The sequence below is a fragment of the Serratia sp. NFX21 genome (genome assembly GCF_048517035.1).
In the GTDB taxonomy this organism is placed as follows: domain Bacteria; phylum Pseudomonadota; class Gammaproteobacteria; order Enterobacterales; family Enterobacteriaceae; genus Serratia; species Serratia quinivorans.
The window spans coordinates 4,747,275-4,768,570 of record NZ_CP183196.1 but is presented as its reverse complement, the minus strand read 5'-3'; the positions used below and the strand labels follow the sequence as shown (position 1 = coordinate 4,768,570).

Genomic DNA, 21,296 nt, shown 5'->3' with positions numbered 1-21,296 from the left:
GTCGCCGCTTCATAGAACGGTCACGTTCTTACACTATTAATAGAGGCTCGGTCGTTCATTGTGGGCGGCGTGCGTGGAGGTGGTTGGATTAATGATCCGTTGTCTACCGGTTGTTGGTTCTCAGCAACAGTGCCGTTCTGGCGCACATTCTTTTGCTATCTCCCGTCTTGTCTCTACACCACCTTTCAGGTGTGATAAACACCTGGGCGCTACTCAGGATTCTCGGGCCGGTTAACGGTCGTCTGAAGAACTGAACAAGGGTAGCCTGCAGCCTTCCTGTGGGATGTTTCTTGACCCGATTCACGAGGTTTGAACAGGGTGTCTTACAATTATATGAGTAATAAACCGATCGCTGACCGCGAACGGCAGTTTTATTCGCTGCCGCAAGGGCGGTTTGTTGGGTTGTTCTCGCGGGTTGTAGCTGCGATAGTGGCTGACTGTATCGTCAGTACGGGATGTGAGGCGAGTAATGTCTGATGATCTATTGATTCACCGTCCGTCAGCAACGGGCGAATCTATATCTTTGCGCTCCATGCAGGAGGTTGCTATGAATGACCGTGATGCCAGCAAGATGCTGCGCACTTATAACGTCGCCTACTGGGGCAACAACTATTATGACGTCAATGAACTGGGCCATATCAGCGTGTGCCCGGATCCGGACGTCCCGCAGGCACGTGTCGACCTGGCCGATTTGGTAAAACAACGCCAAAAAGATGGCCTGCGTTTACCGGCGCTGTTCTGTTTCCCGCAGATCCTGCAGCACCGCCTGCGTTCGATCAATGCCGCGTTCAAACGCGCGCGTGAATCGTTCGGCTATGAAGGCGGTTATTTCCTGGTTTACCCGATCAAAGTGAATCAGCACCGTCGCGTGATTGAGTCCCTGGTCAACTCCGGCGAACCGCTGGGGCTGGAAGCCGGCTCCAAAGCCGAGCTGATGGCGGTGCTGGCGCATGCCGGCATGACCCGCTCGGTGATCGTCTGTAATGGTTATAAAGACCGTGAATACATCCGTCTGGCGCTGATCGGCGAAAAACTGGGGCACAAGGTGTACCTGGTGATCGAGAAGATGTCCGAGATCAACATGGTGCTGGAAGAAGCTGAACGTCTGAACGTGGTACCGCGTCTGGGTGTGCGTGCGCGTCTGGCGTCACAAGGTTCCGGTAAATGGCAGTCGAGCGGTGGCGAAAAATCCAAGTTCGGTCTGGCAGCCATTCAGGTGCTGAAGCTGGTGGAAACCCTGCGCGAAGCGGGTCGTCTCGACAGCCTGCAACTGCTGCACTTCCACCTGGGATCGCAACTGGCCAACATTCGCGATATCGCTACCGGCGTGCGCGAGTCTGCACGTTTCTACGTTGAACTGCACAAGCTGGGCGTAAACATTCAGTGCTTCGACGTGGGCGGCGGTCTGGGCGTGGATTATGAAGGCACCCGTTCGCAGTCCGACTGCTCGGTGAACTATGGCCTGAACGAATACGCCAACAACGTAATCTGGGGTATCGGCGACGCCTGTAATGAACACGGTTTACCGCACCCGACGGTGATCACCGAATCCGGCCGTGCGGTCACCGCGCACCATACGGTGCTGGTATCTAACGTGATCGGCGTTGAACGCAACGAATTCAGCGAGCCATTGCCGCCGGCAGAAGACGCGCCGCGCGCGTTGGAAAGCATGTGGGAAACCTGGCAGGAATTGAACGAGCCGGAAAACCGTCGCTCGCTGCGCGAATGGCTACACGACAGCCAGATGGACCTGCATGATGTTCACACTCAGTACGCTCACGGCATGCTGGATCTGACCAAGCGTGCCTGGGCCGAGCAGCTGTACCTGAACATCTGCAACAAAATCCAACAGCAGTTGGATCCAAGCAACCGCGCCCACCGTCCTATCATCGACGAACTGCAAGAGCGTATGGCGGACAAGTTTTACGTCAACTTCTCGCTGTTCCAGTCAATGCCGGACGCCTGGGGTATCGATCAACTGTTCCCGGTGCTGCCGCTGGAAGGGTTGGACAAGCCGCCGGAAGGCCGCGCGGTGCTGCTGGACATCACCTGTGACTCTGACGGCACCATCGATCACTACATCGACGGTGACGGCGTGGCGACCACCATGCCGATGCCACCGTACGATCCGGAAAACCCGCCGGCGCTGGGCTTCTTTATGGTCGGTGCCTATCAGGAAATTTTGGGCAACATGCACAACCTGTTCGGTGATACCGCCTCGGTTGACGTGTTTGTCTTCCCTGACGGCACGGTAGAAAGCGAAGTGTCCGATGAAGGCGATACCGTTGCCGACATGCTGGAGTACGTGCAGCTCGATCCTACCGCGCTGCTGGCCAAATTCCGCGATCAGGTGAAAGAAACCGATCTGGACAGCGAGCTGCAGGCGCAGTTCCTGGAAGAGTTTGAGGCCGGTTTATACGGTTATACTTATTTAGAAGATGAATAAGTAGAGCCGAACTGAAAGGCCGGGCATCTCAAGGATGCTTGGCCTTTTTTAATTTTTTTCTTCTATTATTTTCAGTTTTATGAGTTTTTATAATCACCATTTACCTAGTTTATGGTGAAACCTCCAATCTATAATTATTTTTAATGCTTATTCTGACTCAATAAATTGGTAAATATAGTTCATTGATATCATTGAGATAGGAATGTAGATAAGTACTATTTCTATGGAGATTTCATTCAGTGCATCAAATTTAGAGCACAGATAACCCAATGGAATACTTGATAAGAAAGCGATAACTTCTAGCGTTATATAAAGTTTTTTATTTTTAATGCTTCGTTTGTAGCTCATTGGCATGATGTTAAACATGGCTTTGATTAATTCCGTTTCATATATCAGTTTGATTTTTTTATTTATTAATGGGATGAATGTTCTATTTTTGTATTATTAATAAAGTTGGTCGATGTAATGAACTTAAATAATTTATCCTCCAGGTAAAGGGATCAAAATCACAAAGCTCGAAGTGTCGGCGAGCGGCGACGGTCACATGCCTGAAGGATGCAGGGTCTATACTGGGTGACGACGAGCAGTCGGGATGATGATGCGCGCTCTTGAAGCGCGAACCAAATACGGCGATAATCTGCCGTATCAGCAGTACTAAACAGATTTCGAATGGATCCCTTTCTCGTCGGGCTAACGACGCGGGAGGGATTTTTTTTTGCCAGCGCCTGTGTGATTTTTCAACAGGTGAAACGTTGAAATATGAGGGTTTACTATGAGTACCTTAGGCCATAAGTCCGATAATTCTTTAGTGTCCAACGCCTTTGGTTTCCTGCGCTTTCCGCTGAACTTTATGCCTTACGACAGCGATGCAGAGTGGGTCATCACCGGCATTCCATTTGACATGGCAACCTCCGGCCGCGCCGGTGGCCGTCATGGCCCTGCGGCGATCCGTCAGGTTTCCACCAACCTGGCCTGGGAAGGCAACCGCTGGCCGTGGAACTTTGACCTGCGCGATCGTCTGAACGTCGTCGATTGTGGCGACATCGTGTTCAACTTTGGTGATGCTCAGAGCATGAGCGACAACCTGCAGGCGCACGCGGAAAAACTGCTGGCGGCCGGTAAACGTATGCTCTCATTCGGCGGCGACCACTTCGTCACGTTGCCACTGTTGCGCGCGCACGCCAAACATTTCGGCAAAATGGCGCTGGTGCATTTCGATGCCCATACCGACACCTACGCCAACGGCAGCCAATACGACCACGGCACCATGTTCTTCCATGCGCCGAACGAAGGCCTGATCGATCCAACACACTCGGTGCAGATCGGTATCCGTACCGAATACGATCACGACAACGGCTTTACCGTATTGGATGCTGCGCAGGTTAACGATCGCAGCGCGGACGACCTGTTGGCCCAGATCAAACAGATCGTCGGCGATATGCCGGTGTACCTGACCTTCGATATCGACTGTCTGGATCCGGCGTTCGCACCGGGCACCGGCACGCCGGTGATCGGTGGCCTGACCTCCGATCGCGCGCTGAAACTGGTTCGCGGCATGCAATCACTGAACATCGTCGGTATGGACGTAGTGGAAGTGGCACCGGCCTACGATCAGTCCGAGATCACCGCGCTGGCTGCGGCGACCCTGGGCCTGGAAATGCTGTATCTGCAGGCTGCCAAAAAGCAATCTTAAACAGTAACAGCTAAAACTCTGGCCTTTCAGAGGCCAGAGTCCATGGAGAAAGCATGCTGACCAAACCTTCCACACGTCTCAACAAATATATAAGCGAGAGCGGTATTTGCTCGCGCCGCGATGCCGATCGTTATATCGAACAAGGCAATGTTTTTATCAATGGCAAGCGCGTGACGCTTGGCGATCAGGTGTTCCCAGGCGACGTCGTCAAGGTCAACGGTCAGCTGATTGAACCGCGTAATGAAGACAATCTGATCTTTATCGCGTTGAACAAGCCAGTCGGTATTGTCAGCACCACGGAAGAAGGCGAGAAAGACAATATTGTCGATTTCGTCAATCACAGCACCCGTATCTTCCCGATCGGGCGATTGGATAAAGATTCACAGGGCCTGATCTTCCTCACCAACCACGGCGATCTGGTGAACAAGATCCTGCGGGCGGGCAATGACCACGAGAAAGAGTATCTGGTCACGGTCAACAAACCGGTAACCGATGACTTCATTCGCGGCCTGGGGGCCGGCGTGCCGATGCTGGGTACGGTGACCAAAAAGTGCAAGGTGAAGAAAGAAGCGCCATTCGTGTTTCGCATCGTGCTGGTGCAGGGGCTTAACCGCCAGATCCGCCGCATGTGCGAGCATTTCGGCTATGAGGTGACCAAGCTGGAGCGTACCCGCATTATGAATGTGGGCATGGCCGGGTTGCCTCCGGGTGAATGGCGCGACCTAACCGACGATGAGCTGGTCGAGCTGTTCAAATCGATCGAAGGCTCTTCCTCGGAAGCCAAGCCGGCGAAGAAAGCCAAACCGGCGGCGAAAAAGCCCGCCAGTGCGCCGAAAAGCGCCGAAAAGCCAGCCGGAGGTGCCCCTGCGCGTAAGCGCTTCGCTCAGCCTGGCCGTAAAAAGAAAGGGCGTTAAGCCGCAGTAACATGAATATGAGTCGGGGCGCGTTATCTGCCCCGACCCTTTTACGCCCGCCTTGCCTCACGCGTCATCAGCATCCGGCTGAACAGCACGCCGCCTGCCAACAGTGTCACTACCTGCGACACAATCAGCACCGCAAACCCCGAAGACACCTTGCCCTGGCTGGCCATCACCATGCCCATAATCATAGGTACAAACGCCGAGAACATATTGCCGATGCCGTTAATCAGCCCATAGGCGCTGCCGACGGCCTGCGGCTGCGCATAATGCTGCAACAGCGTCGGGATCGCGGCTCCCTGAGCGCCCCAACAGGCATTGGCCGCCAGCAGGAAGAAGGCTATCCAGCCGAGCTGTTCGCTATGCATCACGCCATAGATGCACAGTGCCGTCGCTGCACCGCCAAAGGCGAAAATCAGCGGTGCCTGATAAGGGCGGATGCGATCAAGCAGTACGCCGCCGAGATATTTAGAGGCAATGCTGACGATAAACGGCAAGGAGGCCATCCAGCCCATCTGTTTGATGGAAAAGCCTTTCTCGTCGGTCAGGTAGGCCGGGAGCCAGGAGCTGGATCCCCACAGATAGCTGAGGGTGGCGATCTCGATAAGCATGATCCAGCCGAGCATCGGGGTGCGCCAGGCGAGGGTAAAAGTATCCCAGACGCGTTGCAGGATCGGTCTTGGGTCAACGGCGCGCGGCGGCAATGCGGCGGGATGGATAAACAGCCGTACCAACGCCAGCCCCAGCAACAGGTTGATCAGCGCCAGCAGATAGAAAGAAACCGCCCAGCCGAAGTGCGCCATCAGGAAGCTCACCAGCGGAAAGCCAATCACCAGCCCCAGCGAGACGCCCAGAGTGCTGACCGCATTGGGCTTGCCGCGTTCATCGGCAGCGAAGTGATCGCCGATATACATGGTTTTCAGCGAGAACAACGGGCCCTCACTGGCACCCAACAATGCGCGCACCGCAAATAACAGCAGCAGCGACCCTGCCAGCGGCGAGGCGGCGGTGAGCAGCGCCCATAGCACAATGCTCAGCGTCAGCGCACGGCGATAACCCATCAGCGTTTCCAGAAACGGCGTCAGCAGCATGGCGGAAAGCCCGTAACCGAGCAAAAACACCGTCATCAGCATGCCCTGATGCGCACGGTTTCCCCCGAGCTGAAAGTGCTGCAGAAAGTCGGGGTTGACCAGCATCACGGCGATATTGACCCGATCGGCATAGGCGATGACGATCAAAAACAGCAGGGCCACGACCCCGAACCAGCGTTGACGTTGTTGCACAATGCGCTCCATCTGCGCTCCTTTGGCGGGTGGTTAAAGAATTCAGGCAGCAGAGAACTAACCCGCTGATTTCACAGTGCTGAAAAGCAGGATTGAGTCATCTAAATGTAAATTTATTGTTATTTAAAAGGGTGATTAGTCAGTGAGAGAGAACTTTTACTCTCATTGCCTCAGCCAGATCAACCTGTTTTTTGCCATGAATTTGTGATTAAAAGCACAATGTTCATCAGTTTTTCATATCGGTGCATTTTTTCGTGATCCTCTCCGCATTTGTCATGTTTAAACAACTTTCCATTAACAATTGCCGCTTTGCTCTCTTGACGAAAGTTTCACCAGACTTATAGTGGCTGTATTAAATAAGAAACTGAGTTTCATATATGAAACAATCAGATAGAGGACAGAAGCAATGAGCTGGAAGAAAGTGTGTGAAGTGTCTCAGGTGAAAGAAGATTTTCCTTTCTCCGCCAACGTGGAAGGGAAAGAAGTCGGGGTGTATCTGATCGACGGCAACTATTACGCGCTGGAAGACGTTTGCCCACATGCCTATGCCTTGCTCAGCCAGGGGTTTGTTGATGACGGTAAGGTCGAGTGTCCGTTGCACGAAGCATTGTTCGACGTGCGTACCGGCCAGTGTCTGCGTGAGCCAGGCGGCCGCGATCTGCAAACCTATGCCACCCGGGTGATCGACAATCAAATCCAAATCACCTTTATTGCGGAGGAGTAATCATGCAGCACATCACCGATTTCAATCCCTGGCTGCCGGACACCCAACAGGTGATCCCGGCGCGCGAAGGCGGCAACGGTCAAATTCACCAACCAGGCCAATTCCAAAACGTCATCTGGCAGAACCGTGCCCGGGTGCCGGACGGTTTTGAAACTGCGCTGGTGACGGCGTTGGAAGAGATCTTCGATCAGGGTGCGGAAGAGTTGGAGCAGATCGTCAGTGCGCTTAATCAGCGTCGCCTGTTTGATCGCAACGGCCAGCCGTGGAATGAGACGGCGTTCCGCGAATTCCTTCACGTTAACGGTTTCTGATCCACACCCGGGAGAAGACAATGACAGCAAACACAACATCCTCCGCACAAGCCTTGCAGGACTATCTCGATCAGGGGCTGCGCGGCATGTGGTATCCGGTGCTGGCCAGTTGGGAAATTGGCAATAACCCGGTCGGCATTACGCGCCTGGAGCAGCAAATCGTGGTGTGGCGTGACGGCGAAGGCGCGATCCACGCGCTGGAAGATCGCTGTCCGCATCGCGGAGCGCGGCTTTCCATGGGCTGGAACCTGGGCGATCGCATCGCCTGCTGGTATCACGGCGTGGAAGTCGGCGGTGACGGTACGGTTAAAGACGTGCCGGCGGTCGATCGTTGCCCGCTGGTGGGGCAAAAATGCCTGCGTTCTTATCCGGCCAAAGAGGCCTACGGCGCGGTGTTCCTCTATTTCGGCGTGACCGCAGATGAAGAACCGGCCGAACTGACCTTCCCGCCGGAGCTGGCGGACGAAGCGGCCTACAGCAACTTCCTGTGCACCGCCAGTTGGGACTGTAATTACCAGTACGCATTGGAAAACGTGATGGATCCGATGCACGGCACCTACCTGCATTCCTCGTCGCACTCAATGGCGGAAGGGGATCGCAAGGCGGATATGGCGCTGGAGCCGACCGACAGCGGTTTCATCTTTAAGAAGAATGGCCAGATCGGCGTGAACTTTGACTGGGTAGAGTTTGGCAGCAGCGGCGCCTACTGGATGCGCCTGTCGATCCCGTACAAAAAACGCTTTGGGCCGGGCGGCCACTTCTGGATCATCGGCATGGTGGTACCGGAAGACAAGGATCACTGCCGGGTGTTCTTCTGGCGGATCCGCAAGGTGAAAGACTGGCAGCGTGACATGTGGCGCTTTATGTACCGCAACCGCCTGGAATCCTTGCACTGGGATGTATTGGAGCAGGATCGCATCGTGCTGGAAAACATGGCACCGAACGCGCGTGGCCGTGAATATCTGTATCAGCATGACGTCGGGCTATCTCGCCTGCGCCGCATGATGCAAAAAGAGGCGCAGAAACAGCTGGCGCGGCTCAGTGAACTGGAGGCGGCGCAGTGAACGGCCTGCTGACGGGGAAACGTATTGTGGTGACCGGCGCTGCACGCGGGCTGGGGCGTAGTTTCGCCGCCGCTATTGCCGCCGCCGGTGCCAAGGTGGTGATGTGCGATATTCTGGCGGATGAATTGGCAGACGCTGCCGTCAGCCTGCGTGAGCAAGGGGCACAGGTCGAAAGCCAGGTTATCGATCTGGCCGATCCTGCCTCGATCAGCGCCGCGTTTAACGCCATCGCCGCAGGCGGAGCGATCGACGGGTTGGTGAACAATGCGGCACTGGCCACCGGCGTCGGCGGCAAAACCATGATGGAATACGACATCGATCTGTGGGATCGGGTGATGCAGGTTAACGTACGCGGCACCTGGCTGGTGAGCCAGGCGGCGGTACCGCTGCTGGCTCAAACCCCGCATGCCAAGATTGTTAACGTGGCTTCGGATACCGCGCTGTGGGGCGCACCGCGCTTAATGGCCTATGTGGCCAGCAAAGGGGCGATTATCTCGATGACCCGCTCGATGGCGCGTGAGCTGGGCCCGCAGGGCATTTGCGTCAATGCCATCGCACCGGGCCTGACGCGGGTGGAGGCCACGGAATACGTGCCTGCCGAGCGTCACCAATTGTACGAGCAGGGCCGGGCCTTGGCTGGGGCGCAGCATCCTGACGACGTCAACGGCACGGTGCTCTATCTGCTGTCACCGTTGGCGAACTTCGTGACCGGTCAGTTGTTGCCGGTTAACGGCGGCTTCGTCTTTAACTAATCAATATTCAATTAGCCAGGAGCAGCACATGGCAGACGACCAAGAGTGTAAATATCTGATCCCAGGACTGGATCGCGGATTGCAACTGTTGCTGGCGTTTGGCGAGCAACATAAGGAAATGACCTTTGCCCAATTGCATCGCCTGGTCGATATGCCAAAAGCTACCGCCTATCGCGTGGTGCAAACGCTGGAGCATCTGGGTTTTCTGGAGCGCAATCCACGCACCAACACTTTCTCGCTGGGCATCAAGGTACTGCGCCTGGGCTTTGAATATATTGCCTCACTGGACGTGGCGCAGGCCGGTCAGCCGGTAATAGAACAACTGCGCGATCGCAGCCAGTGCAGCAGTCATCTGGCGATCCGTGATGGACGCGATGTGATCTACATCGCCCGCGTCAGCGCCGCCGGTTCGCAAATCAACCAGGTCAGCGTCGGCACCCGTCTGCCGGTGCACCAAACTTCGCTTGGCCGCATGTTGCTGACCAGCGCCACCCGCGAAGAGTTCGAACTGCTGTATCCGCAGGAGCAACTGCCGGGTAGCGGCCCGGGCACCCCGGCGGATCGCGAAACGTTATGGCAAATGGTGCAGCAGGACAAGGCGCGCGGCTATGTGATCGGCGAGTCGTTTTTCCGCCACGGTATTTCCTCTATCGTCTACCCGATCTTCAACCGCGAGCAGCGGGTTGAGGCCGTGATCAGCATTATGGTGCCGTCCGATGAGATCCCAAAAGCGGATCGCGAGCGGTTACGCATGGAGGTGCGGGACGCCGCAGTGAAAATCTCCGGCTTCCTGGGCGCACCGCCACAGGCTAACGCCGGTTAACTGACGACACCGACTCTTTTACTCAGGCAGGGATAAGGCCCATGGCAAACAGGGGCCGGGGTTCGATCATGCCTGAAAACAGCATTCAACGAGAACGTGAGGCACACTTAATGAGCGTAATCGGAATCGAAAAACTGGAATTTGGCGTCGAAGATCTGCCAACCTGCGAAAAGTTCATGCAGGACTTTGGCCTGTTGGCGGCGCAACAGCACTGGGGCGAAACCCAGCGCGAATTCACTACCCTGAGCGGGGCGCGCGTGGTGCTGCATCCGCTGCAGAGCGAAGCTTTACCCGTGGCATTTGAGGGCGGTTCGACCCTGCGCCGCATGACCTGGGGCGTTGGCAGCCCGGCCGAATTGGCGGCGTTGCAGCCATTGCTGGCGCAGATGCCGGGTTTCCGCCTGGTCGGGGAAGAACTTGAGTGCCTTGATCCGAACGGTATGACGGTGCGCTTTTGCGTGAGCCGGCAGAGGGAAGTTGATTTGCCGGTATCGCCGATCAACCAGTGGGGCGACGTGCGCCGCATCGATCAGCCCAGCCCGGTGTATGCCCAGGCGCAGCCGATCAATATCGGCCACGTGGTGTTTTTCGTCGAGGATCTGGCGGCGACCGAGCGCTTCTACCGTGAAGTGCTGGGGTTCCAGGTGTCGGATCGTTATATCGACCGCGCAGTATTCCTGCGAACTCAGGCACGCGGCGGCCATCACAACCTGTTCCTGCTGAAATTGCCTAATCGTCCACGCGGCCTGAATCATGTGGCCTTTACCGTACGCGACATCCACGAGGTGATCGGCGGCGGCATTGCCATGAATAAAGAGAACTGGAGCACCTTTATCGGCCCCGGCCGTCACCCGATCTCCTCGGCCTATTTCTGGTACGTCAACAGCCCGACCGGCGGGGCGTTTGAGTACTACACCAACGACGATTATCTGACCGAAAACTGGCAGCCACGCGAGCTGGAGCACTCACTGGTGTCGTTCACCGAGTGGGCAGTGGAAGGCGGTATCGACCACGATACACGTCGCCAGCATAAAAAGCCGGAGGCGTTATGAGCCAGCCAGAATCGGCGGGCATCCTGATCATCGGCGGCGGGCAGGCCGGGGGTTGGGCAGCGAAAACGCTGCGTGACCGCGGCTACACCGGCAAGCTGACGGTGGTCAGTGACGAACCCTATGACTTTTATGAACGTCCACCGCTTTCCAAGGCGGCGTTGCTGGACGGCAATGCGCCGCTCAGCCGGCTGTTCAGTGAGCAGGTGGTGGCCGGGTTGAACATCAACTGGTGCCGCCCGTTGCGTGCCGAAGCCATTGATGCACAGCAACAAATTGTCACTCTCAGCGACGGCCGACGGCTGCAGTTTGATCAACTGCTGATCGCTACCGGTGGGCGACCGCGTCTGCCGGACGCCCGTTGGGCCAGTCATCCGCGCGTTATGACGCTGCGCTCCTGGGACGATGCGACCCGACTGCGCCAGGCGCTGCAGGGTTGCCGCCGGCTTGCCATCGTCGGCGGCGGTTGGATTGGCCTGGAGATCGCCGCTTCGGCACGGCGTCTCGGGGCTGGGGTAACGGTGTTTGAGCGCCAGCCTGCATTGTGCATGCGCAGCGTGGGTGCGGACGTCTCCCAGGCGTTGCTCGAACTGCATCAGCAGCAGGGCGTAACGGTGCATTGCGGCTGCGGTGACATCCAACTCGAAGATCGTGACGGCAGCGCCTGGATCGGCAGTGACAGCAGCGATCCTCAGGAGTTTGATCTGGTGGTGGTGGGGATCGGCGTGGAGTTGAATCTGGAACTGGCGCATAGCGCCGGGCTGAAGGTTGACGCCGGCATCGTGGTTGACGGCCAGGGACGCACCAGCCACCCGGCGATCTTCGCCGCCGGCGACGTAGCTCTCCACCCGACGCTGGGTCTGTGCCTGCAATCCTGGGCCTATGCGCAGAATCAGGCGATCAGCACCGCCTGCGCGATGCTGGATGCCTTTGCCTCACCTTACGATGACGTGGCCTGGCTTTGGTCGGATCAATACGACGCCAATATCCAGATCCTCGGCATCCCGACCGGCGGCGTGCATCACGTGGTGCGACGCACGCCGCAGTCACAGGTGTTCTTCACGCTGAATGCCGACCGGCAGTTGGTGCAGATGGTGGCGTTTAACGATGCACGCACCATCAAGCTGGGCAAGCGCTGGCTGGCCAGTGGGCGAGTGTTGGAGCCACAGCAGTTGGCGGACGCGGAGTTTTCTTTGATGGCGTTGAAATAACGCCCGTAACCTCGGGAGCGTTTCATGACTACGCAAGATATTGACGCCCGCGCTGGACGGGTGGGGGAAGCCGTTGCCGAAAATCCGCAGCAGCGGGTGCGCTGGTCGGTGCCAATTGCGCTGTTTGCCTGCGTGCTGCTGGCGTTTTTCGACAAGATCAGCATCGCGGCACTGTTTTCCGATAGCGAATTCCAGCAGGCGCTGGGCATCAGTTTTGACCCGGCGCGGCTGGGCTTGCTGATGAGCGCATTTTTGTTCTCGTACGGCATTTCTTCGATGCTGCTCAGCGGCATTGGCGACCGGCTGAATCCGGTAAAAGTGCTGATCGGCATGATGGTAGTGTGGGGCGTATTGATGGTGCTGATGGGCCTGGCCCGTTCGTATCACACCATGATGACGCTGCGCATTTTGCTCGGCATTGCCGAAGGCCCACTGTTACCGATGGCCTACGCCATTATCCGCCAGGCCTTCCCGCAGCGGCTGCAGGCGCGTGCCACCATGCTGTGGCTACTCGGCACCCCACTGGGGGCGGCGCTCGGTTTCCCGGTCACGCTGTATATCCTCAACACCTTTGACTGGCAGACCACCTTCTTCTTTATGGCGTTTCTGACGCTGCCGGTAATGCTGTTGGTGCTGTTCGGTATGCGTCATCTGAATGTGTCACGCCCGGCCGCCGCTACCGTTTCAAAACCGGCCATCGCCGAACGCAAACAGCATCGCCTTGAGCTGCTGCGCAACCCGCATTTCTGGATGATTTGCCTGTTTAACATCGCCTTCCTGACCTACCTGTGGGGCATGAACGGCTGGCTGCCCAGCTACCTGATCAAGGGCAAAGGTATTCACCTGGAACACGCCGGGTACCTGTCATCGCTGCCGTTTATCGCCATGCTGCTGGGTGAAGTGCTCGGGGCCTGGCTGTCGGACAAACTGGATCGTCGTGCGCTGGCCTGTTTTATCTCGCTGTGCGGTGCCGGGCTGGGGTTGGCCGCGGTGCTGCATATGCAGGGCACCTACAGCGTGATCGCCGCCATGGCCTTCAGCACCTTTATGTGGGGGGCCGGTGCGCCGAACATCTTTGCCCTGCTGGCGAAGGCCACCAGCAGCAAGGTCAGCGCTACCGCCGGCGGTATTTTTAACGGATTGGGCAATTTTGCCGGTGCGCTGGCACCGGTGCTGATGGGGGCGCTGATCGCCGCCACCGGCAACATGGATAACGGCTTGCTGTTCCTGGTGGTAATGGCCTTTATCGGCTGCATCATTCTGCTGCCGTTGCTGAAGAAATATTGATATCCCATTGATTGAAAAGAGGAGTACCAACATGTCCCAGGTTGAGAAACAAGCCGGCGTCAAGCCGCAGGATCAGTCGATAGAGCATTGGGTGGAATCCCGTATCGCCCGCTTTGAAGGCCGTAAGTATGACTGGAATGCGTTGAAGTTCCAGGCTGACTACGACCCGAAATACCGCCGCGCGCAGATGCGTTATATCGGCACCGGTGCCACCGGGGTGGTTAACGACACCAATACCATTCCGGCGGGCAACTTTACCTTCTCCACCATGGTGCTGCCGTCGAAATGCGAAGGCCCGCTGCATCTGCACGACGATGTGGAAGAGGTGTTCTTTATGCTGAAGGGCAGTATCACGCTGATGATCCAGGACGGCACGGAGTACTACGAAACCAAGCTGAAAGAGCGCGATCTGATCTCGGTGCCGGCCGGTGTTTATCGTGGGTTGTTCAACCACGGCGAGGAAGAGGCGTTGATGTGCGTGATGCTCGGCACGGCCAAACCGGAAACGCCGACCTACCCGGCAGATCATCCCTTGTCCAAAGTGAAGCGTAACTGATGAACGGCCTGGTTCAACGTCAGCAGGCGCACTGTGGGAATTACACCCTGAGCTGGCGTGAAGCGGGGCACGGCCGCCCGGTGGTGTTGCTGCACGGCATCAGCTCCGGTTCTGCCTCGTGGATCAAGCAGTTTAACGATCGCGGCCTGGCCGACGGTCACCGCCTGCTGGCCTGGGATGCTCCGGGCTACGGCGGCAGCCTGCCGCTGACGGTGAACCAGCCGGACGCCGCCGCTTACGCCGCCGCGCTGGCGGCGCTGGTGGCAGAGCTTGGACTGGAGCAGCCGCTGATCGTCGGCCATTCGCTCGGGGCGTTGATCGGCAGTGCCTATGCTGCGGATCATCCCGACGGCCTCTGCGGACTGGTGCTGGCCGATCCGGCCCAGGGCTATGCCACCGCGCCTGAAGAAAAACGCCAACAGGTTTACGGCCAGCGTAAACAGATGATTGAAACGCTGGGGCCGCAGGGCTACGGCGAACAGCGGGCGGCTGCGCTGTTGCGTGATGGCGCGGATCCACAGGATATCGCCTGGGTGCGCAACGGCATGCAACAGCTGGATCCGGAAGGTTTTCTCAGCGCCGCCTGGATGCTGGCCAACGACGATATCGGCCGCCATCTGGCGCGTTACCGTGGCCCGTTACAGGTGTGGTGCGGCGACTGCGACCGGATCACACCGCCGGAAGCGGCGGCAATACTGGCGCAGCAGCAGGACGCGCCTCTGAGGTTGATTGAGGGCGCAGGGCACGCCAGCTATCTCGATGCGCCGGAGCAATTTAACCGTTATCTGCAGGACTTTACGGGAGCAATCCAACCATGAATTTTCAGCTTGAGCAACGGGTCGCAGTGGTCACCGGCGGTTCGTCGGGCATCGGTTTTGAGACCCTGCGCCTGCTGTTGGCGGAAGGGGCGAAGGTGGCCTTTTGCGGCCGTAACCCGGACAAACTGGCCGGGGCCGAAGCCAGCCTGCGTAATGAGTTTCCACAGGCGGAGATCCTGGCGCTGTGCTGCGACGTGTTGGACGAGGCGCAGGTGACGCAGTTTGCCGCTCAGGTGACGGCGCACTTCGGCGGGGTGGATCTGTTGATCAACAACGCCGGCCAGGGATTCGTCGCGCATTTTGACCAGACGCCACGTAGCGCCTGGCTGCATGAGGCGGAGCTAAAACTGTTCGGCGTGATTAACCCGGTGCAGGCGTTTTTGCCGGCGCTGGAGCGTTCGGATATCGCTTCAATTACCTGCGTGAACTCACTGCTGGCATTGCAGCCGGAAGAACACATGATCGCCACCTCGGCGGCGCGCGCCGCACTGCTCAACATGACGCTGACGCTGTCGAAAGAGCTGGTGGACAAGGGCATTCGCGTCAACTCGATCCTGCTGGGCATGGTGGAGTCCGGCCAGTGGCGACGCCGCTTCGACGAGCGCAGCGATAAGGATCAAAGCTGGGAGCAGTGGACGGCGGCGATTGCCGAACGTCGCGGCATCCCGATGAAACGCCTCGGCAAACCGCAGGAGCCGGCGCAGGCGCTGTTGTTCCTGGCTTCGCCTTTGGCGTCTTTCACTACCGGTGCGGCGCTTGACGTCTCCGGTGGCTTTAACCGCCATCTTTAACCGCAGGGGCTGAAAAGATGAAGAAGATCATGATGATTGGCTACGGCGCAATGGCCAGAGAAGTGCTTTCCCGCTTGCCGGACGGGGTGAGCGTGGGCTGGATCCTGGCGCGTGCGGCTCATCATGCGGCAATCGACAGTGCCTTCGGTGGCCAGGTGCAGGCGTTAACCCACCCGGATCAGTGTACTGAACAGCCGGATCTGGTGCTGGAATGTGCCAGCCAGCAGGCGGTGGCGGAATTTGGTGAAGCGGTGGTGACGCGCGGCTGGCCGTTGGCGGTGATATCCACCGGGGCGCTGGCGGATGCGGCGCTGCAGCAGCGGTTGCAGCAGGCCTGTCGGCAGCACCAGGGCCAGTTGATCGTCCTGTCCGGAGCGGTGGCGGGGATGGATGGGCTGGCGTCGGCGCGTGAAGGCGGACTGGACAGCGTCACCTATCAGGCCTGTAAAAGCCCGGCGAGCTGGCGCGGCAGCATGGCGGAGCAATTGATTGATCTTGATGCCGTGAGCGAGGCGCAGGTGTTTTTTGAAGGTTCGGCGCGTGAGGCGGCGCGGCTGTTCCCGGCCAATGCCAACGTGGCCGCGACCATTGCGCTTAACGGATTGGGGATGGACGCCACCCGGGTGCGGCTACTGGTCGATCCCGCCACCCGGCGCAATACCCACCGGCTACAGGTGTGCGGCAATTTCGGTGAGTTTCAGATTGAGCTGAGCGGCAACCCGCTGGCGAGCAATCCCAAAACATCAACCCTGGCGGCGCTGAGCGCAGTACAAGCCTGCCGCCGTCTGGTTGACGGTGGCTTTATTGCCTGAACGGCAGGAGCGAGCATGGAAAAGTTAAAGATTTTTGTAGCTGGGCGCTGGTGTGAAGGGCGTGGCGACGAGATGACCTCGGTGTTTCCGGCCGATGGCAGCGTCAATGCGCAGCTGCGTGCCGCCAGCGTTGAAGACGTCAATGATGCGGTAGCCGCGGCGGAACGCGCCTGGCGTGCGCCCGAGTGGCGTGGGCTGGTGCCACATCAGCGCGCCAATATTCTGTACCGCGTCAGTAATCTGATTATGGCGCAGCAGGAAGAGTTGGCGCAGTTGCAGACCCGCGACAACGGTAAACCGCTGGCGGAAACCCGTGGGCTGGTGGCCAGTGCAGCGGCAACGGCCCGCTACTTTGCTGCCGCCTGCGAGGTGCTGGAGGGCGAACTGCCGACCCAACGCAGCGCCGAGGTGATGACGCTGAGCCAGTATCAACCGCTGGGGGTGATCGCGGCGATTACGCCGTGGAACTCGCCGATTGCCAGTGAAATGCAAAAGGTGGCCCCGGCGCTGGCGGCGGGCAACGCGGTGATCCTCAAACCGGCCGAAGCCACGCCGCTGATGGCGCTAAAACTGGCGGAGCTGTTTGAACAGGCCGGGCTGCCTGCCGGGCTGCTCAGCGTGCTGCCGGGCAAAGGTTCGGTGATTGGCGAAGCGCTGGCCCGCCACCCGTTAGTGAAAAAGATTTCCTTTACCGGTGGCACCAATACCGGTCGCCATTTGGCGCATATCGCCGCCGAGAAACTGATCCCCACCTCGCTGGAACTGGGCGGTAAGTCGCCGACCATCGTGCTGGAAGATGCGGATTTGGAACAGGCGGCGCGCGGCATCTGCTATGGCATTTTCAGCTCCGCCGGTCAGGCCTGCATCGCCGGTTCGCGGCTGTTTGTGCACCGTTCTTTGTACCAGCCACTGCTGGCGCGCCTGAGTGAACTGGCGGCCGGGTTGCGGGTGGGTAATCCACTGACGCCGGGTGTGCATCTCGGCCCGCTGATTAACCAAAAGCATCGCCAAAGCGTGGCGGATTACGTAGCGCTGGCGCAGCAGGAAGGCGGGCGGATAGTGATTGGCGGTGAAGCCCCGGCCGATCCGCTGCTGGCGGAGGGCAGCTATTACCTGCCGACGATAATTGAAGGGTTGAGCAACAGCGCCCGTGCCTGTCAGGAAGAGATTTTTGGCCCGGTGCTGGTGGTGCTGCCGTTCGACGACGAGCAGCAGTTGATCGACCAGGCCAATGATTCGGTCTACGGGCTGGCGGCCGGTATCTGGAGCCGTGATTTCCCACGGGCCATGGCGCTGGCGGAGCAATTGGAAACCGGCACGGTGTGGATCAACACCTACAAAACATTCTCGATTTCTACGCCTTTCGGCGGTTTCAAAGAGAGCGGTCTGGGCCGCGAAAAGGGCCTGCACGGCATCAAAGCCTATATGCAGCAAAAAAGCCTGTATCTGGCGCTTAGCCATCAGGTGAATCGCTGGAGCGATTAGTTTTGAGCGACGGTGCGTACCCTACAACGAACATATAAGAAGGCTGATGATGAGCGAGAAAATAACGGTTGGCGAGGCGATAGCCCGGACTCTGGAACAGTACGAGGTGTCGGCGATGTACGGCATCATTTCGATTCATAATCTGCCGATTGCCGATGCGGTGGGGCAGCGCGGCAACATTCGCTTTGTGCCTGCACGCGGTGAGGCGGGGGCCGTGACCATGGCCGATGCCCACGGCCGTTTCTCCGGTCTGGGCGTGGCCTTGACCAGTACCGGTGCCGGTGCCGGCAATGCGGTCGGCGCAATGATCGAGGCGATGAACGCTAATACGCCGTTGCTGCACATTACCGGTCAGGTGGAAAAAGCCTGGCTGGATGCCGACGCCGGGTTCATTCATGAAACCCGCGATCAATTGGGTTTCCTGCGCGCCTGCTCCAAACGCGCGTATCGGGTTAACTCTGCGGAACAGGCGGTGGCAGTGATCCAACGGGCCATTCTCGACGCGCAGACGGTGCCTTGCGGTCCGGTGGCGGTAGAGATCCCAATCGATATTCAAAGCAGCCTGGTTTCCAGCGCGGTGCTGAGCCCGCCGGTGATGCCTGCGCCACTGCCGCCAGCCAGTGATGACGCGGTTGAACGGTTGTATCAGCGGCTGAAACAGGCCAAACGCCCACTGTTATGGCTGGGCGGCGGTGCGCTGGGCTGCGCTGAGGCGGTGCGTAAATTGGCGGATGCCGGTGTGGCAGTGATCTCCAGCACCCACGGGCGCGGCATTCTGCCTGATAGCCACCCGCGCAGCCTGCGTGCGTTCCATAATTCGCCGAGCATTGAGGCGATCCTGACGCAGTGCGATCTGACGCTGGTGGCCGGTTCACGCCTGCGCAGCAATGAAACCCGTACCTGGACGCTGCCGCTGCCGCGCCCATTGGTGCAGATTGATATTGATCCGGCGGCGGCCAATCGCAACTATCTGGCCGACGAACAAATCAACGGCGACTGTGGTGCCTTGCTTAAAGCACTGGCTGCCCGAGTTAGCCCAGGTGAAAAGGTCAATGCCGAGTGGGATAGCGAAATCGCCCACGCGGTGCAGCAGGCGGAAAGCGCGCTGCGCCAACAGTCGGGGGAATATGCCAAATTAAACGACGCCATTGCCGCCGCGCTGCCGCAGGATGGGCTGCTGGTGCGTGATATCACCGTCTCCGGCAGCGTTTGGGGCAGCCGTTTGTTCCGCGCGATTTCGCCGCTGTGTAACATTCACTCGCTGGCCGGGGCGATTGGCATGGGCTTGCCGATGGCGATTGGTACCGCGATCGCTAACCCGCAGCGCAAGGTGGTCGGGCTGGTGGGCGACGGCGGCTTGGCGTTAGGCCTGGGCGAGCTGGCGACCATGGCGCAGGAGCAGGCCAATATCACTTTGCTGATTATGAACGACGGCGGTTACGGCGTGATGCGCGGCATTCAGGATAAATACTTTGCCGGTCGTCAGTACTATAACGAACTGCATACTCCGGCCTTTACGCTGGTGGCCGAAGCTATGGGGCTGAAAGCCTGGAAGGTCGACAGCGCGGCGCAGTTCAGCGGCGTCTTGGCAGAGGCGATTAACTATCCGGGGCCGTCGGTGGTGGAGGTGGACATGAACAGCATTGGGCCGTTGACCTTCGCCGGACCACCGCAGAAAACCCTGTACTGAGTCGTGACAGATTGAACGACACCTTAATCAGTAAGGTGTCGTTCAAATGAAGTTAATTTTTATTAAATATTCCCAGGGCGTCGACTATCAGTGAAATGGATACTCGTAGCCCAATAATAGCAAGAACCAGTGTGACCAAGTCCACGTAGCTGGTCGCCGGTTGTAATATTTTCAATGACGAATTAATGCCAATAAAGTAACAGCCTGGCATCCAGATAATGGAAATTAACGAGTATCTTGCTTTATTCATAAGTTGACGCCTTAATCTCCGTCATTACTGAGTGAAAGCGATTTTTTTGTATGTATAAAATGCGACAGATGGCGGCCAGGCTGCTTACTACCCACGACCACCAGCGATTTGATCGAGTAAAGATGAGTCAATAGTTTTCATAAATAACTCCATTCCATAGTGTTGTTTTATGTCCATAAGGAAACTTAGTATTATATTGTTTCCAGACAACGTTCAATGCCACTTGGGTGAATTTCCGTTAAAGATCACAAAAAATAAATGGTTATTATGTGTTGTTGTAAGTTGTTTTATTTATATAAATCTATAAGCGGTTTTGAGAGGTTTTTTTTAAAATGGATTTAATAGGATTGCGCTTTTTTATTTTTTTGAAAACGGCACCTTAGTCAGTGGGAAGCCCACTTTTGGGTGCCGTTGCTCTGTAGGATAATGAAGGTTACTTACCTGCCGCGATGCGGTCGCGAATGTGCTGCGCACGCGCTTCCGAGGCCGGGTGGTCGTCGAACATGCTGCTTTGACGGCCGGCTTCCATTTTCGCCAGTTTTTCAAAGCTGGTGACCAGACCGTTCGGATCGATGCCGCGCTGTTTCAGCAGGTCGAACGAGTAGTCATCCGCTTCGCTTTCCTGCTTCTGCGAGAACTGGGCATTCACCAGTTTTTCACCCATGTCCGCCAGTTGTGACTGTGACAACGAGCCGATGATGCCGCCGGTTGAGGCCGCTGCGGTACGCAACGCCACGGTGCCGTAAGCCACCTGCATCGCCTTGCGAGTATGGCCCAGCGCCACGTGGCCCATTTCATGGCCCAGTACGCCTTCCACTTCATTATCGGTCATCATGTCCATCAGGCCGCTGTAAACGCGGATACAGCCGTTGGCCATCGCCCAGGCATTCACGTCTTTAGTGACGTAAACCTTGTAGTTGGCCGGCGTGCCGTTGATATTATCACCCAGCGCCGCGGCGATTTTGTTCAGACGCTTGGCATAGGTGCTGTCAGCCGGCGCGATTTGTGCCTTGCTGTCCATCTCCGCGCAGGATTTATCACTCAGGGTTTTTACGTCGTTATTGCTCAACGTCGCCGCCTGGAACGCCTGTGCGCCAGACTGCATCAGGGTATCGGTATTCAGGTTTTGACAGCCGCTTACCAAAGTGGCAATGCTTAATGCAATCAAAGAGGTACGGATCTTCATAAAGCCATCTTCCTGTGATAGTAACAAGGGGGGAGTGCCATTTTAATTTAGGGAAATCTTGCCGTCTGAGACTAGTGTACGCTGACAATCAGGAAAATAGTGTTATTCCGAAAAAACGACCAATTGTGCTAATAAGTTGTGAACTCGC

20 protein-coding genes are annotated in these 21,296 nt (G+C 57.5%); 18 read left to right on the top strand and 2 right to left on the bottom strand.

Annotation, left to right across the window (positions count from 1 at the left end; genetic code table 11):
* Positions 1 to 333 precede the first annotated feature (333 nt).
* The 4 genes from ACNT1W_RS22280 to rluF all read left to right on the top strand — a co-directional run bounded on the left by ACNT1W_RS22280 (position 334) and on the right by rluF (position 5,053).
* Positions 334 to 477, top strand: coding sequence for a virulence promoting factor (locus ACNT1W_RS22280; RefSeq protein ID WP_112347340.1), 144 nt, complete (start codon positions 334 to 336; stop codon positions 475 to 477).
* Complete coding sequence (gene speA / locus ACNT1W_RS22275) at positions 470 to 2,446, top strand: biosynthetic arginine decarboxylase (protein ID WP_012146675.1); 1,977 nt, start codon at positions 470 to 472, stop codon at positions 2,444 to 2,446. The genes ACNT1W_RS22280 and speA overlap by 8 nt, the downstream gene beginning before the upstream one ends.
* A gap of 772 nt (positions 2,447 to 3,218) precedes the next feature.
* Positions 3,219 to 4,139 (top strand): agmatinase, encoded by a 921-nt coding sequence (gene speB / locus ACNT1W_RS22270; RefSeq protein WP_115183856.1) that lies wholly within the window; start codon positions 3,219 to 3,221, stop codon positions 4,137 to 4,139.
* A 53-nt stretch (positions 4,140 to 4,192) separates the two neighbouring features.
* On the top strand, positions 4,193 to 5,053 hold the full coding sequence (gene rluF, locus ACNT1W_RS22265) for a 23S rRNA pseudouridine(2604) synthase RluF (RefSeq protein ID WP_419246149.1): 861 nt from the start codon (positions 4,193 to 4,195) through the stop codon (positions 5,051 to 5,053).
* 50 nt (positions 5,054 to 5,103) lie between these two features.
* Here rluF and ACNT1W_RS22260 read toward each other — a convergent pair whose 3' ends face one another.
* A complete protein-coding gene (locus ACNT1W_RS22260) occupies positions 5,104 to 6,351 on the bottom strand; it encodes an MFS transporter (RefSeq protein WP_012146672.1) in 1,248 nt (415 codons plus the stop codon).
* A gap of 394 nt (positions 6,352 to 6,745) precedes the next feature.
* Here ACNT1W_RS22260 and ACNT1W_RS22255 point away from each other — a divergent pair, with 394 nt between their 5' ends.
* The 14 genes from ACNT1W_RS22255 (at position 6,746) to ACNT1W_RS22190 (ending at position 19,712) form a co-directional block, all read left to right on the top strand.
* A complete protein-coding gene (locus ACNT1W_RS22255) occupies positions 6,746 to 7,063 on the top strand; it encodes a non-heme iron oxygenase ferredoxin subunit (RefSeq protein ID WP_012146671.1) in 318 nt (105 codons plus the stop codon).
* Between the two features lie 2 nt (positions 7,064 to 7,065).
* A complete protein-coding gene (locus ACNT1W_RS22250; RefSeq protein WP_012146670.1) occupies positions 7,066 to 7,374 on the top strand; it encodes a recombinase-like helix-turn-helix domain-containing protein in 309 nt (102 codons plus the stop codon).
* Between the two features lie 20 nt (positions 7,375 to 7,394).
* The gene (locus ACNT1W_RS22245) at positions 7,395 to 8,438 is read left to right on the top strand and encodes an aromatic ring-hydroxylating oxygenase subunit alpha (protein WP_012146669.1); all 1,044 of its coding nucleotides are present in this window, start codon (positions 7,395 to 7,397) and stop codon (positions 8,436 to 8,438) included.
* Positions 8,435 to 9,190: an SDR family oxidoreductase gene (locus ACNT1W_RS22240; RefSeq protein WP_012146668.1), complete on the top strand. Its 756-nt coding sequence runs from the start codon at positions 8,435 to 8,437 to the stop codon at positions 9,188 to 9,190. The genes ACNT1W_RS22245 and ACNT1W_RS22240 overlap by 4 nt, the downstream gene beginning before the upstream one ends.
* A 28-nt stretch (positions 9,191 to 9,218) precedes the next feature.
* Entirely contained in the window at positions 9,219 to 10,013 is a 795-nt protein-coding gene (locus tag ACNT1W_RS22235; protein ID WP_419246148.1) for an IclR family transcriptional regulator, read from the top strand.
* A 110-nt stretch (positions 10,014 to 10,123) separates the two neighbouring features.
* A complete protein-coding gene (locus ACNT1W_RS22230) occupies positions 10,124 to 11,065 on the top strand; it encodes a VOC family protein (protein ID WP_259191757.1) in 942 nt (313 codons plus the stop codon).
* A complete protein-coding gene (locus tag ACNT1W_RS22225; protein ID WP_419246147.1) occupies positions 11,062 to 12,273 on the top strand; it encodes an NAD(P)/FAD-dependent oxidoreductase in 1,212 nt (403 codons plus the stop codon). The genes ACNT1W_RS22230 and ACNT1W_RS22225 overlap by 4 nt, the downstream gene beginning before the upstream one ends.
* Before the next feature lie 24 nt (positions 12,274 to 12,297).
* On the top strand, positions 12,298 to 13,560 hold the full coding sequence (locus ACNT1W_RS22220; protein WP_017893911.1) for an MFS transporter: 1,263 nt from the start codon (positions 12,298 to 12,300) through the stop codon (positions 13,558 to 13,560).
* Positions 13,561 to 13,591: 31 nt separating this feature from the next.
* Positions 13,592 to 14,116 (top strand): cupin domain-containing protein, encoded by a 525-nt coding sequence (locus tag ACNT1W_RS22215; protein ID WP_012146663.1) that lies wholly within the window; start codon positions 13,592 to 13,594, stop codon positions 14,114 to 14,116.
* Entirely contained in the window at positions 14,116 to 14,934 is an 819-nt protein-coding gene (locus tag ACNT1W_RS22210) for an alpha/beta fold hydrolase (protein WP_419246146.1), read from the top strand. The genes ACNT1W_RS22215 and ACNT1W_RS22210 overlap by 1 nt, the downstream gene beginning before the upstream one ends.
* Positions 14,931 to 15,725 carry an SDR family oxidoreductase gene (locus tag ACNT1W_RS22205; protein ID WP_218217943.1) on the top strand — a complete coding sequence of 265 codons (795 nt, stop codon included), beginning with the start codon at positions 14,931 to 14,933 and terminating at the stop codon, positions 15,723 to 15,725. The genes ACNT1W_RS22210 and ACNT1W_RS22205 overlap by 4 nt, the downstream gene beginning before the upstream one ends.
* 17 nt (positions 15,726 to 15,742) lie before the next feature.
* Entirely contained in the window at positions 15,743 to 16,537 is a 795-nt protein-coding gene (locus tag ACNT1W_RS22200) for an aspartate dehydrogenase (protein ID WP_012146660.1), read from the top strand.
* A 15-nt stretch (positions 16,538 to 16,552) separates the two neighbouring features.
* The gene (locus tag ACNT1W_RS22195; RefSeq protein ID WP_112363483.1) at positions 16,553 to 18,022 is read left to right on the top strand and encodes an aldehyde dehydrogenase; all 1,470 of its coding nucleotides are present in this window, start codon (positions 16,553 to 16,555) and stop codon (positions 18,020 to 18,022) included.
* 49 nt (positions 18,023 to 18,071) lie between these two features.
* On the top strand, positions 18,072 to 19,712 hold the full coding sequence (locus ACNT1W_RS22190) for a thiamine pyrophosphate-binding protein (protein ID WP_329908138.1): 1,641 nt from the start codon (positions 18,072 to 18,074) through the stop codon (positions 19,710 to 19,712).
* 683 nt (positions 19,713 to 20,395) lie between these two features.
* Here the strand turns inward: ACNT1W_RS22190 and ACNT1W_RS22185 are convergent.
* Positions 20,396 to 21,148, bottom strand: a complete 753-nt coding sequence (locus ACNT1W_RS22185; protein ID WP_012146657.1) for a M48 family metallopeptidase — start codon at positions 21,146 to 21,148, stop codon at positions 20,396 to 20,398.
* Positions 21,149 to 21,296 lie beyond the last annotated feature (148 nt).